The 13,575-nt window shown below is 35.6% G+C and carries 14 protein-coding genes and 1 tRNA gene; 3 read left to right on the top strand and 12 right to left on the bottom strand.

Annotated elements, in window-relative coordinates; translation table 11 throughout:
* Nucleotide 1 precedes the first annotated feature (1 nt).
* From RNZ47_RS06475 to RNZ47_RS06520, 10 genes are all read right to left on the bottom strand, one after another.
* Nucleotides 2-2,848: a helicase-related protein gene (locus tag RNZ47_RS06475; protein WP_311937961.1), complete on the bottom strand. Its 2,847-nt coding sequence runs from the start codon at nucleotides 2,846-2,848 to the stop codon at nucleotides 2-4.
* A gap of 15 nt (nucleotides 2,849-2,863) precedes the next feature.
* Nucleotides 2,864-3,814: a HipA domain-containing protein gene (locus tag RNZ47_RS06480; RefSeq protein WP_311937963.1), complete on the bottom strand. Its 951-nt coding sequence runs from the start codon at nucleotides 3,812-3,814 to the stop codon at nucleotides 2,864-2,866.
* On the bottom strand, nucleotides 3,811-4,128 hold the full coding sequence (locus RNZ47_RS06485) for a HipA N-terminal domain-containing protein (protein ID WP_311937965.1): 318 nt from the start codon (nucleotides 4,126-4,128) through the stop codon (nucleotides 3,811-3,813). The genes RNZ47_RS06480 and RNZ47_RS06485 overlap by 4 nt, the downstream gene beginning before the upstream one ends.
* Nucleotides 4,100-4,339 carry a helix-turn-helix transcriptional regulator gene (locus RNZ47_RS06490; RefSeq protein WP_311937967.1) on the bottom strand — a complete coding sequence of 80 codons (240 nt, stop codon included), beginning with the start codon at nucleotides 4,337-4,339 and terminating at the stop codon, nucleotides 4,100-4,102. The genes RNZ47_RS06485 and RNZ47_RS06490 overlap by 29 nt, the downstream gene beginning before the upstream one ends.
* 208 nt (nucleotides 4,340-4,547) lie before the next feature.
* A complete protein-coding gene (locus RNZ47_RS06495; RefSeq protein ID WP_311937969.1) occupies nucleotides 4,548-5,156 on the bottom strand; it encodes an AAA family ATPase in 609 nt (202 codons plus the stop codon).
* Between the two features lie 102 nt (nucleotides 5,157-5,258).
* On the bottom strand, nucleotides 5,259-6,065 hold the full coding sequence (locus tag RNZ47_RS06500) for a transcriptional regulator (protein ID WP_311937970.1): 807 nt from the start codon (nucleotides 6,063-6,065) through the stop codon (nucleotides 5,259-5,261).
* Between the two features lie 26 nt (nucleotides 6,066-6,091).
* Nucleotides 6,092-6,391: a helix-turn-helix domain-containing protein gene (locus RNZ47_RS06505; RefSeq protein ID WP_311937972.1), complete on the bottom strand. Its 300-nt coding sequence runs from the start codon at nucleotides 6,389-6,391 to the stop codon at nucleotides 6,092-6,094.
* 226 nt (nucleotides 6,392-6,617) lie between these two features.
* On the bottom strand, nucleotides 6,618-7,454 hold the full coding sequence (locus RNZ47_RS06510; protein ID WP_311937974.1) for an RteC domain-containing protein: 837 nt from the start codon (nucleotides 7,452-7,454) through the stop codon (nucleotides 6,618-6,620).
* A gap of 98 nt (nucleotides 7,455-7,552) precedes the next feature.
* Nucleotides 7,553-8,800: a site-specific integrase gene (locus tag RNZ47_RS06515; RefSeq protein ID WP_311937976.1), complete on the bottom strand. Its 1,248-nt coding sequence runs from the start codon at nucleotides 8,798-8,800 to the stop codon at nucleotides 7,553-7,555.
* A 263-nt stretch (nucleotides 8,801-9,063) separates the two neighbouring features.
* Nucleotides 9,064-9,148: transfer RNA gene (locus RNZ47_RS06520), tRNA-Ser, on the bottom strand.
* A 359-nt stretch (nucleotides 9,149-9,507) separates the two neighbouring features.
* On the opposite strand from RNZ47_RS06520, the gene RNZ47_RS06525 reads away from it, so the two are divergent.
* Together RNZ47_RS06525 and RNZ47_RS06530 are read left to right on the top strand one after the other, a co-directional pair.
* Nucleotides 9,508-10,137 (top strand): NAD(P)H-dependent oxidoreductase, encoded by a 630-nt coding sequence (locus RNZ47_RS06525; protein ID WP_311937978.1) that lies wholly within the window; start codon nucleotides 9,508-9,510, stop codon nucleotides 10,135-10,137.
* Nucleotides 10,138-10,284: 147 nt separating this feature from the next.
* Nucleotides 10,285-11,484 carry a DegT/DnrJ/EryC1/StrS family aminotransferase gene (locus tag RNZ47_RS06530; RefSeq protein ID WP_311937980.1) on the top strand — a complete coding sequence of 400 codons (1,200 nt, stop codon included), beginning with the start codon at nucleotides 10,285-10,287 and terminating at the stop codon, nucleotides 11,482-11,484.
* 2 nt (nucleotides 11,485-11,486) lie between these two features.
* Here RNZ47_RS06530 and RNZ47_RS06535 read toward each other — a convergent pair whose 3' ends face one another.
* On the bottom strand, nucleotides 11,487-11,837 hold the full coding sequence (locus RNZ47_RS06535) for a hypothetical protein (RefSeq protein WP_311937981.1): 351 nt from the start codon (nucleotides 11,835-11,837) through the stop codon (nucleotides 11,487-11,489).
* 141 nt (nucleotides 11,838-11,978) lie between these two features.
* On the opposite strand from RNZ47_RS06535, the gene RNZ47_RS06540 reads away from it, so the two are divergent.
* Nucleotides 11,979-12,584: a pyridoxamine 5'-phosphate oxidase family protein gene (locus tag RNZ47_RS06540; RefSeq protein ID WP_311937982.1), complete on the top strand. Its 606-nt coding sequence runs from the start codon at nucleotides 11,979-11,981 to the stop codon at nucleotides 12,582-12,584.
* Here the strand turns inward: RNZ47_RS06540 and RNZ47_RS06545 are convergent, their stop codons facing one another.
* The gene (locus tag RNZ47_RS06545; RefSeq protein ID WP_311937985.1) at nucleotides 12,585-13,469 is read right to left on the bottom strand and encodes an AraC family transcriptional regulator; all 885 of its coding nucleotides are present in this window, start codon (nucleotides 13,467-13,469) and stop codon (nucleotides 12,585-12,587) included. It lies immediately after the preceding gene.
* Between the last annotated feature and the right edge of the window lie 106 nt (nucleotides 13,470-13,575).

The raw sequence follows: 13,575 nt of genomic DNA on the forward strand, positions 1-13,575 counted from the left end.
CCTATGCGTTAAAAAATACAGCCATTACTTTAATATATGCTTCTTGGTCTAGTGCCATGACATTTTTAATGTACTGACTGGAATCGGCCACAATAGAATTAATTTCGTCCAACTCTTTTTCCTTTTTATTTTTCATAAAATTGGTATCGGCCGTATTTTCAAATTTTACCTCTAGCTGTTTTATAGAAGCTTTTTGCCATTTTATAATCTTTTCTTCCTGTTTTACCATTTCGTTGAACATCTGTTTTGACAGTTCTCCTTGTAACTGTTGCATATGTTTCTGTTGTGCATATTCAATTGCTACAGGCAACATTTGGTGTAAGGTCTCTAGTTCTTGAGAAGTGATGTGCTCATCAAATAATTCTTCCTTTAGATGATAGGTTTCTAGAAATTCAACTATAGGCAAACAATTGATTACTTTATCTTCTGAAACTCCCACCACAAAAAAGTCTGAAATAACGGGCTGGCCTAAATTGTTTGAAATTTGACCTTGTAAGATGTACCACGCGGAATTTCTAGGAAGCTTACCACTTAATTTTGCAGCCAACGCTTCGTTTTTAGGCACACTTGCTTCTAGCTTGGTCATATAGTATTTAATAGCAGGATGCAAATCGTATAACATTTGAAACTCTGCCCATTCGTCTGTTTTTTTACGAGCATTTTCAATAGCTTGTTGCACTAAATCTTTATCGGTAGTCAGTTTAAACAGCTCATTGACTTTCGGCTTTGATTCTGGTGGTAAATCATATAAAATTTTATTTAGCTCTTTGGTATGCGTAAGCTCTAAATATTCATCCTCTTTATGAAAAGTAAAATCACCAGACTGTATGAGTTGGTCACCACTTAACTGTGTGAATAATGTTGTGTAATAGCTAAAGTCGTTATTGTAAATAGTTAGTTGTTTTTCGTAGGGATTATCCGTTATGGTTGCTGCCGTCGTATCGTCTTCACTTATAAAAGCTGCTCCATAATCGAAATTTTCTAGTTCTTCTAAAAAATCCTCATCTTGTTTCTCTATAGCTTCAACCACTTTCTTTTCTTCCTCATTGGCATTGTAGAGTTGCATAATGGAACCGATATCACCTAACGTTTTATGCTTTTCTTCTTCCTTTCTAGTAAGGTTATCAATAATATGTAAATCGGTTCTTAAGGCTTCATCATCTGTTTTTCCAACTAGGTAATAGATGTATGGGGTTTTCTTTTGCCCATAACGATCGATACGCCCATTACGTTGCTCTAGTGTAATTAATGACCACGGAATATCGTAATTAAACATTCGGTTACAGTAGTAATGCAAGTTTACTCCTTGTGAGCCAGCATCGGAACACAGCAAAACTCTAACCTTGCTATCTGCTTTTCCGAAATCTTCAATTTTTCGTTGTTGTTCCACATCAGAATCAGAACCACTAAAAGATTGTATTGCTTCTTCTTTAAGTCCAAAATCTCTAATCAGGTTTTCTTTAAGATAGTCCAACGTTGCAATACGTTCAGCAAAAACCACATAGCGGTCGTCTTTCTTTTTACCAGACCAACCTAACTCCATAAGCGTCGCTTTAAACTTCTTATATTTACTATCTTGTTTTGCCTTTAAAATGTCTTCCAAGTACATTCTTAATTCTTCCAACACTTCAAGACTATCTTCAAAATTGGAAGAACTACCACCAATAGATTTTACCTTTTCAATTCTATTATTGATAGACATCAAAGCCGCATAAGGCGACGACATAAATGCTTTAAATATCATAATAGAGAATAATAAATCGTCTTTTGATTTCTTATTCTTAAGCGCTTGAATCCCTTGAATTTTTAAGGTTTGTTGGTAACGTAAAAAAGCGAGTTCTTCCGAAGACAAATCGGTTTCTAAACGAACAATTTCACGGTCTTGAAAATTGGCACGAACAGCGTCTTCTGTAATATCGTTTTTAAAACGTCTTACATAATAGGGTTTAACATCTTCATTGGTATAATTGCCACTTTTGGGGATAGCCGTAGGCTCAATCATATTAATGAGGTTGGCAAAGCTTTCCTTTTTTCCATTATGAGGTGTGGCTGATGTAAGAATCAACGACTCACATTGCTTTGCTAAAAATTGTGCCAAATCTCCACGTTGACTCTGGTTGTTGGCTACCGTATGACATTCGTCTATTACAATAATGTCCCATTGTGATTTTTCTATATAGTGCCTGAATTTCGCATTGTTCTTAAGCGTATCAATAGATACAATGGTCTTGTCGTAGTAATCAAATGGGTTTTTGTTTGCCGGTAATTGTGTTTTTATTTTGGCAATACCCTCACTATCCAATCGCACTAATGGAATAGCAAAACGATTCCATAATTCCTGTTGAAACTGGCCTAAAATAGATTTTAAAGCTAAAACCATAATACGCTTCCCTTTTCCTCTTTTTATCATTTCAGAGATAAAGATTCCCACTTCTATAGTTTTACCCAATCCTACACCATCGGCAATTAATAGTCGAGGTCTAGGTAATTGTAATGCTGTTAATGTTGGTGTTAATTGGTACTCTGAAACATTAAATGCTGCTTTGGTAGCAATAGCAATTTTATCGGAATAAATCGTAGAATTACGGATATGGGTTTCTATATATAGCTTGGTTTTACGATACCCACTTTCGGTATCGGCAATAAACCGTGTATCGTTTGGGTCAACGGGTTTTATTTCGCTATCTATTTTGGTATCGAAAGCGAAACGTTTTCCTTTAACCAATTCACTTATGCCTTCAACATCCAATAATTGACTACCATCAGAATTATTGACAATATTTGTAATTAAAAAATCTTCACCTCTAGTTGTGATGCGTTGACCTACTGAAATAGTTTTTGTGTTCATTTAATTCAAATAATTTTAAAGAGATAAATCTAATTGTTTCGCTCTATTTTCTATCAGTGCTATTAAAGTACTTTTATTTCCATCACTTAAAAAGCTACAGGCGATTAATTCTTGCCATTGCTGCATGCCTTTTTCTATACGATTCCAGAGGTTCTCAATAGCTTTTGCAGGGATTTGTGCTTTGGCCATGGCTTCGTTAAAATCTAGACGTTTTAGTTTGCGTTTTTTACCGTTGAGGTTTAGCGCCAACTCTTCTTGATCCTCTGGAATTAATAATTTAACAGCTACCATATCATAGGCTGGTGCCAATGCATAGTGTTTACTGTCTTTTGCAATGAGTGAAAAGTTTTTTAAATGCATATCGTTATTTCCAATAAGGAAAGAAACAATAACTTGCTCATAAAATTTTACGGCATCCAGTAATGGGTTTTGAGCATAAGTTATAATGCCTTTTGTAATTTGCTCGTAAGATCCACGGTATTTATGCTCTGTGAGTCGCTCTGTGAATTGGCAGGCATCTTCCATAGGGTACTTTTCATTTGTAGCAGTACGATCTATACGCTTGGTTAAATAAGCTAAAGCACCATCTTTTAAAGGGATTAATAAAAAGGGTACTGTTGCTATGCCGCAAGCTTTCGCTAATAACATGGATAATGCTTCAATTTCAGGCATCTGTGGATACATATGAAATGGTGGTTTTAAAATGTACCTGCCATTTAATGCGCCTACAATGGTTAACCTGTTTTGAGCATTTTCTTGAGTAAACCCTAATGATAATTTTGGTTGTACGCCTGTAACAATGATGCGTTGTGCAATGTTTTCTTTTGCCAAGGCTTCTATTTGAGACATCTTATACTCTAATTGCAGTACAGGCGTGTCTTCTTGCCAAAATGCAATTAGGCAGTTTTGATGGTAATTTGTTTCACCATCTTCTAGTTTTTTATGACATGCTAAACAATAGTTCATACTTTCTCTATAATGCTAATATTGCCAATACAATCTCTACAGGTGGTTAATAATAAGCCCATGCGATCTCTTGGATTTATTTTCCAATTTTTATGTGCGATGTCTAATAACCAACCTTCTGGAATTAAACCATCGAAGAACGGGAATAGGTATGCGGCACTAAACGGTTCTTCCTGTAATGGTAAGGTTAAACTCACTGCTAATGTGCTTTCATTTTCTAGGTATGCTTTGTCATACTTAAAATGATAGCCATTGTCGTCTTCGGTTAATATACCTGCTAACGTTTTATTTACCCAGATTTCTCCTTGTCTCATCGCTTATAGGTGTTGGTGTTAGTGTGTGGCCAAAAAATAACAAAACCTGATTTACTTTATCGGTCATTACATTTGGTTTTCCCTGTTCGAGTTCGCGTACAAAACGCAAGCCTACACCTGTGAAGTCTGATAACTCTACTTGTGTTAGATCTGCTTTTTTACGTCTATCCCTTACAAATTGGGCTATGGTGTTTTCTCTATCCCATTCCATTATATTATACCTTTATGGGTACAATATAGTGAATTATTTTATAATTATACCTTAAAGGGTGTAAATTTTATAATTATATTGTGTTTATACCTTTAAGGGTGTAGTTATGTATGGAATCACTTGTTCACTGTTTTAACGTGTTCATTGACAATGAACATCAAAGAATAATGAACACCGACATCAACTATGTTTGAAAACAACTAAACAATTACCTTCGTTTGTCTCTTGAATTATTACTAAAGGCTATTAAATTAAACGATTCTCTTAATCTGCTTCTTACACGATTGCCATAAAATTGCTCTAGCTCTGAAGCTGATAAGTTGGTGGTGAGATGTGTCTTGACTTTTTTATTAATAAATATATCGTAGCGACTTAAAAGAATTTCGCCCATCACATTACATTCGTTGCCGAAGTATTTTAAATTGTTTTCTGTACCTAGATCGTCAAAGCAGATAATACCTACTTTGGATTGATGCAAACTTGGTTTGCTGTACCTGCTTATGACGTCATAACCCTCTTTAATGAATTCGAAACTTACTTCTCTACAGGATTTTACATAGTATTTCCTTTGAGGTGTTGCCAAATGCTTCATCAGTGTCATTAAGGTTGTTTTACCACAGCCTATTGGTCCAGAAAGGAGCATTCCTTTTTCTAAATTGATACCGAATTGATTCGCTAGTTTTTCGTCGTTTGTATTATATGCAATAAGTTTATGAATGATGGTTTTGTCTTCATCATAAATTTTGAAATGGGAACCAAAGAGTTCTTGTCCTTTAGATTCTAGCCATTTGGTTGCTTTTTGGTAGTTGTAATTCATTTTGATTGTAAGTTCTAATGATGGGATTACTCATTCCTTCTTATTAAAACATTTTGGTATTCGTGAATGCTTTCCATTTGCTTCACTCCGTACGCAATGACGTTAAAGAGGTTCTGCATAGTTTTTATTGGTTGCTGTGTTGAGGTTATTTGGGCGAATTGTCGGTGTTGTGTCGGTGTTGTTGTGGTGTTGTGCATTAAAATTAGCGCTATTAATCATCCAATTTTGTGCCGCTGCTTTCCAATTGGCCATAGGTGTTTTGCCACCTACTAGCCAGCCATTACTGGAGAAGTAATTAAAAAACTTTTTGGCTTCTAATTCTGGAAAATTTTGTTCCTGGAAGTATTTTAAAAGTTCTTGTTCTGTTGGCATGTCCATACTTTTATTCTTTTTGCGCAACTTTTTTTGTTTTGTATTATCTTCTTTTTTTAAATCTAAAGCTTCATTTTTAGAATCTGGAGATTGCTTGCTCACGTTTGAATTGTTTAACTTATTTGTATTGTTTATACTGTTTATATAAGATACCTCTGCTTGTTCAGGACTTGTACCAGTACTAGTATAAGACTTGTCTGTTACTTGTTTTATAACCTTACTGTTTTTTGGTTTTGGTTTTAAGTTTTCAGAAAAATTAAAGAGATGTACCAAGCTTCCTTTATAAGGATTGTATGATGGTTCGTATTTTATATAGCCTAATGCGTGTAAATTTTTTAAGCATTTATGGTAGGTTGCTTTGGAGCTAATTTTGCTGATGCGCATGACTTCATCGCGTGAAATGCTAATGGGATTTCTGAAGCGGTTACAGTTCCAGAATTGAAACAGTGCGATGTATAAACTGATGTGTGTTGGGTTTAAGGTGTGATCGTTAATGACTTTATCAAAAAAGCCGGTTAAGTGTTTGATGTAGTTCATGAATACAGATATTAGTTTTTTGATGATTAATTTTCTAGCATGTTTTGGATGTCTTCATACTTATAGTAAATGATGCCACCAATACGCTTGAAATTGAGTGTTCCGTTAATGCGAAGGTTTTGAAGTGTTCCTGGAGAGATGCGCAATAGTTTTCTAACTTCTGAAGATTTTAACCATTGCGCTGGTTTGTCTTCTTTTTTGATAGTCTTTAATTCTGTAAGTAGCGCATTCACTACATTTAATAGATCTCTTTTAGTAACCAGTTGGTGATTTAAGAGTTCTAAATTTTCTGTTTCTGGGAACAATGTCTTTGGATGTAAATTCATAATAAAGTGTTTTGTATTGTTATGGTACAAAGCAACCTTATTTCGTAATTTTTCATTAACAAGGTGAATCCAAGGTGGGTGTTATTTTGATTGAAAATCGTTTAAGATGTTGATTTTTAATTATTTGTTTAGTGAGTTCTTATAGGTTTATTTAGATGAGAAATTGAAAACTGTTTAAATTATGGCCTTAATAATGGAAACCATAGTAGGGATGACCTTGTGTGCTTTAGGAGTCTTCTTCAAGTAATTTTTGGTTGAGGTTGTCTGCTAAACTATTTAAGAATTTGGTACGTACCGTTTTTCTGATCTTGATATCTTGGTATATTCTGTAAATGCTATCTTCTAATTCCATATTAAAGATTTTGCCAATATGAGTCGCCAATTCTTTAACATCGGTATTACCATTGTTGATTAGCTTCGCATGTTTTAAAGCATAGATAAGTTCTACCAAATCTATTTTGGTACCAGACCAGGAATAATTAATTTGTTGGCCATAGTTATTGGTGCCACTTTTATTGTCGATTTCATCAATTTTGCGTTCCAAGTAATTAATCAACATGTCAGCACTAATTAGGTTTGCTACTTGATAATCGTGTGATGTTGATATTTTAGAGTCAAAAAATAATAGCATGGAGTGATCGCGAATGATATCTTTATAAGGTCGTCTTATAAAATAATTGGTGTCGTTGTAGGTTGCTCTCGATCTATAGTATTCATAGAAGTCACGGTTTTCCTTTCCAGATAGCGTTGCTTTATTTAAGGCTTTGATATAATGTTTACGTTTTCCTTTTTTGCCTGGAGGCAGGGTAGATTCTATCTTTAAAATGTATTTGTAGTATAAAATTTTAGAAACTAATGATGGCTTTAATTCTTTAAAGAAATAGATTTCATCTTTTTCATTATCAAAGCAAAATGTTTTTACCCATTTATTGATTTGCTTAAGCTTTTTTTCTAAAAAGAAAATCATTTTTTGACTATGCTCTATGATGTTGCTATACGTGCTTTTGAGTAATTCAAAGTCACGCTCCAATTCTTGAAAGAATGGTATGCAAAAGGTATTCATAGATTAAAAAATGGTTTATTTTGAGTGCTATCAAAATAAACCATTTTATGTTAAAATTATTGAAATGAACACTTAAAAAGTTTTCAACATTATCAAAATCAACCAATTTGTTTGGCTTTTGAAATGGTGTGTGTATTGCCTAGTTTTTCCTTTAATAGTCGCATATCGTCGCTTACTTTTCTATCTAAAACTTTTGCATAATGTTGTGTGGTTCTTAAATTTTTATGGCCAAGCATTTTACTAACGCTTTCGATAGGTACACCATTTGAAAGTGTGACTGTAGTCGCAAATGTATGACGCGCAATATGGAATGTAAGCTCCTTATTTATTTCGCATATTCCTGCAATTTCTTTTAAATAGGCGTTCATTTTTTGGTTGCTCAATATGGGAAGTAATCGATCTTCGTTTAAACATTGTGGATGATCCAAATATTTATCAATGATTAATTGTGTTACTGGTAGGATTGGAATTTTTGAAGCTGATTCTGTTTTTTGACGATGTGTAAATATCCATTTCTCACCATCAATACCCAAACTGATGTGAGATTTAGTTAGGTTTTTAACATCGATATATGCTAATCCAGTAAAGCAGCTAAATAAGAATATATCTCTTACCAGAGATAGACGTTCTGTTGCAAATTCCTTATTTAGTATTTTTTGAATTTCATCTTCTGATAAGTACACGCGTTCGACTTCTCTAACTTTTGCTTTGTAATTGCTAAATGGGTTTTTATCTATCCAATTATTCGCTAAACATATCTTGATGATTTTGCCGAAATTCTTGATGTACTTTACAGCTGTATTATTGCTGCAGTTTCTTACGCTTCTTAAATAGAATTCATATTCTGTAACGAAAGCATGATTAATTTTTAAGATATCAATGTCTGATACTTTATATTTCCATTCTAAAAAATCGATAGTATGTTTTAATGATGTTTTGTAGCGTTCTAATGTTCCTGGTGCATATTCTTTACCAACCAGTTCTTCAATCTTTTTATTATGATCTTTGAATATGGGAATGAGCATACGTTGCTTTTCATCAAGTCCGAGTAGTTTACTTTTAAATGCTTTTGCTGTAATTGGGATATTCTGATGAATAAACTCCATTTGCATATCAATAATCTTGATCTTTAGCATATCAAGCTGTCTGTTTACTGAACGAGCTTCTTCTGATTGGCCTTTCATTTTGCCGGCAGATGCAGACCATTTGGCGGGTTCTACAAATCTTCCGGTACTCATTTCAACTCGTTTACCGTTAACTGTAATGCGCGTGTAGATTGGGAATAAGCCATTCGCATTGACTTTTGCTCTTTTTGCATAAAAGAGGATAGATACTTTTGTTTTCATTTTTGGTAACCTTTTTAATTAATATTAAACTTAATTTTTAGCCCAATACGACACAAGATGTTTACTATTTGAACTAGCTGTAACACTTGTAAATACTTGGGAAAGCTTAAAAATCGGTTACCCTAAAAATTGTAAAAGTTGAGGTAACCGATTTTACCACCTTTGTTACACGATTTAATGAATATTTTGGTATGTGCTAAAAAGAAAAAACCCTTTAAAACATACGTTTTAAAGGGTTTTGGTGATTTTTGAAAATCAATCAGCGGAGAAAGAGGGATTCGAACCCCCGGAGGTGTGACCCTCAACAGTTTTCAAGACTGCCGCATTCGACCACTCTGCCATTTCTCCTTGAGTGCCTCATCAGCTATCCGCTGAATGCGGGTGCAAATATAGAACCCTTTTTTATTTCTTTCAAATAAAATATCCACTTTTTTAAAATAAATTTTGCCTCGCATCCCATAAGTTTAATCGAAAAGAAATCCTCGAGGCTTGCCTTGTGGTTTCCGTCGAAATTGTCATTCCCGAGAAATCGGGAATCTAAATAACAAATTTCGCTTTTTTGCCCTAAGGTTAAAATGAAACGTGCGCAAAACCTCTATGTCTTTGTCTCCAAGATACTTCGTTTCAAGAAATTTTTATTTTATCCAACTTCATGCTAAAAAGAAATTTTCAAACCTTATTTTTGTAACCAAAGCATTGCAAAAAATATGGATACTATAAAACAGTTACAATGGCGGTATGCAACCAAAAAGTTCGATGCCGATAAAAAACTATCCAAAAACAAACTCGACATATTAAAACAAGCCTTTAATTTAACGGCAACATCCTATGGCCTGCAAACCATAAGCCTCGTCATTGTTGAAGATAAAGTCATACGCGCATCCTTGGTAGAGCATTCGTACAACCAAAAACAAGTATTGGAAGCCTCGCATTTATTGGTCATTTGCATTCAAGACAACATTCAAAAATTCGATGTAAACGACTATTACAAAAACATAAAAGCCATACGCAACACCCCAGACAGCATACTGGAACCCTACAGAAAAGGACTTGCCGAAATTATGGGCAGCATGACAATTAACGAGCAACAACAATGGTCCACAAACCAAGCCTACATCGCCTTGGGCAACCTAATGACCATCTGCGCCATCGAAAATATAGATTCCTGCCCCATGGAAGGATTCATCTCAAAAAAGTACGACAGCATTCTAAAATTAAAAGAAAAAGGACTAAAATCCGTATTGCTGCTCCCCGTAGGTTACAGGGCAAAAGACGATATGTTTTCCGGTTTTAAAAAAGTAAGAAAACCAATTAAAGAAACAATAATAGAAATATAAATTATTTGGGCGTTACCACAAGGGTCGGGCTTTCGGCAGTCGCTTTTTTGTGTTGCATAGGTGCAACAACACAAAAAGAGCTTCAACAAATGCCTCAATCCCTAACGCAAAGGCAACGTCCCGTACAACCATAAAGAAAAATACATTATGCCAGGATTCGAATTATTTGGAGATTTAGAACGAAACGAAGTTAACGATGTTTTACAAAGCGGCGTACTTATGCGCTACGGTTTTGATGGCATGCGCAATGGCCATTGGAAAGCCAAAGAGCTGGAAAAAGCATTGGAAAACACCTTGCAATCCAAACACGTACAACTGGTTTCCAGCGGTACCGCGGCCGTATCGGTAGCTTTGGCAGCAGCAGGTGTAGGCGCGGACGACGAGGTTATTATGCCCACATTCACCTTCGTGGCCAGTTTCGAGGCCATTATGATGCTGGGAGCCATCCCCATATTGGTCGATATTGACGATACTTTGGGCCTAAACCCAGAAGCTGTAGAACAAGCCATCACCCCAAAAACAAAAGCAGTAATGGTGGTACAAATGTGTGGCAGTATGGCCAATATGAAAGCTCTGCAAGCCATTTGTACCAAACACGGTTTATTGTTGGTAGAAGATGCCTGTCAAGCCATTGGCGGAACTTTTAATGGCAAACCCTTGGGCAGCATTGGCGATTTAGGCTGTTTTTCGTTCGATTTTGTAAAAACCATAACCAGCGGCGAAGGTGGCGCCGTAATTACAAATAATAAAGATTATTACCTAAATGCCGACCATTATAGCGACCACGGTCACGACCATATTGGTAACGACAGAGGCGCAGAATCCCATCCGTTTTTAGGCTATAATTTCCGTATTTCCGAGCTGCACGCCGCCGTAGGTTTGGCCCAAGTAAAGCGATTACCGGAATTTTTGGAAATCCAAAAAAGAAACTACGGCATTTTACGCGAGGCTTTATCGCAAATACCCGAGGTTACGTTTAGAACCGTGCCCGAAGGTGGCGAGGAGAGTTATGCCTTTTTAAATTTCTTTTTACCCAATTTAGACATGGCACGACAAGCATCCGAAGCCTTTAAAACCAATGGTGTCGACGGTTGTTTCCATTATTTCGATAACAACTGGCATTACATCAGAAAATGGGACCATCTAAAAAACTTAAAATCATTGTATCCAATTTCCCAAGAAGTTAAAAAAGGCTTGGCTTACCTTCAAACCAAAACCTTCGAGAAATCAGATTATTATATAGCCCGAAACATATCCTGTTTAATAAAATTATCGTGGACCGAGACCGAGGTAAAAGCGCGTGCTTCAAAAATGGTTGAAGCCATAAAGCAGATTGTTAAAAGTTAAAATTAAAGATGTGCCATTTGGTTTTTCCGCTTTTTGTTTTTACCAACAAAAAGGTTAATGGTTACGCTTGCCGTTAAACCGCCCAATGCGGTGGCGCCCCATTCGCCGGTATCAAATCTGTTGTTGTCTTTACTGCTATCGTAAACCTCTTTGGCAAGACCCGCAAGGGTAGCGGCGCCCAAACTGTACCAAAAGGCTTTCTTTTTGTTTTTTGTGGTGGTGTAAACTACGGTATAAGTGGTTGCCGATATTAATGCACCGGCACCAAAATGTAATTGGTCATCACTGGAAATAGTCTGTGCTTTGCATAATCCCGTAACGGATAATGCCAAAAGAATCATAAAGGGTTTCATATATTTAGTGTTTTGTTACTTTATTATAATTGTAAGTATTATTTACAATAGCATTATTATATATTTGATGAAATACCCGTTTATTTGATTATTGACCATTATTTGAATTAAATTAGCTAATTATTTGAATATGACAGCTATATGAAGATCACTACCGAAAAACAACTCCGTGAGTTATACGGTTTCCCTAGCGGAAGAGCAAAAGATAAAGTGTTTTCAACCTTGGATAAGCACGCCATAAACTTTATAAAAAAATCGCCTTTTGTGGTCTTGTCTTCGTCAAATAAAGACGGTAAACACGACGCATCACCACGAGGTGGGTTTCCGGGTTTTGTACATGTGAATAGCGATACGGAACTTATCATTCCGGATGCCAAAGGCAATAATAGAATGGACAGCTTATCGAATATTATAGAAACAGGAAAAGTTGGTTTACTGTTTTTAATTCCGGGTGTTGACGAAACCTTGCGTATAAATGGAAACGCCTATTTATCAACTGATACAAACCATATAGATTTATTTGCTTCGGAACAACACCCTCCCAAAAGTTGTATAATTATTAGCGTTGAAGAAATGTTTTTGCACTGCGCCAAAGCCTTTATGCGCTCCAAGTTATGGGACACATCCACCCAAATTAACCGCGATGCATTGCCAACTATGGGACAAATGCTTAAAGACCAATTAGGCTCAAAAGAAGCCCCGGAAACCCGCGAAGCCATGGTTAAACGTTATAAAAAAGATTTGTAATTACTTAACAGGAATATAAAACTCCGTTTTTAGTTTCTCTTCCGCCACACGTTCCGGGTTGCTTATATAGCGTTCCCTAACAGGTTCGTCGCGCAGTTCGTAATCGGTGTTCAACAGCCATTCGTTAAAAATATAGTTATAAACCTCGGCAAAATATTTATAAGAACCTTGATATAAAAACACAGCAAATTTGCCGCCCTTTAAAGTTTTTACACCAATTTCTCCAACGGGTTTTGCCGCTTTGTGAATAATCAAACAAGCGTCGTATCTAATTTTATCGTCGTCGGTAACCTTTGGGTCGTCATGCGGTAATCCAATCATCTTAATACCTTTGGTAAATAGTTTTTGTTCCTTTACCTGTCCCCAAAGTTTTTTCCAAGCGCCGGCATAATCTAATGTTTGGTAAGCGCCTTGCATACGATAATACAAGCATTGTTTATCTTCAATATCTTGAATTTTTGGCTTTTTAATGTTTATACTTCGACTTTGCTCAGTACTGGATTTAGCATTCATAATGTTCGTTTTTTTTAAAGTGAATAGTTTGTTTTTCCGATATTCGGTAGGCGATATTCCAAAATGGGATTTAAAGGCTTTTGATAATGATGAGGGCGTTTCAAAACCAACACTGTATGCAATAGTTTCCATACCCGAAGAGGTATACCGAATCATTTTTGCAGCCGTTTCCAATCGCGTTCTGGAAATGTATGCGCCAATGGGTTCGCCCAATAAAGCTCTACTAATACGGTGAAAATGAAATGGCGAAAAACACGAAATTACTGCAAGGGTTTTTACATCAATCTTGCTATCCAAATTATTGTGAATATACTCAACAATAACATTTAGTTTTTCTTCATAAAAGGCTCTGTTTGTTTGTTTCGGTGGCATTGTTTTGTATTAGTTTATTTGATATAACAAATATATTCGCTAATTAATATAAGCACTTTCCCAATCTTGCTGTATTTCACTCTCACATTTAAAATTGTTATTTATT

Origin of the sequence: Hwangdonia seohaensis (assembly GCF_031932625.1) — a bacterium.
Lineage (GTDB): Bacteria > Bacteroidota > Bacteroidia > Flavobacteriales > Flavobacteriaceae > Hwangdonia > Hwangdonia seohaensis.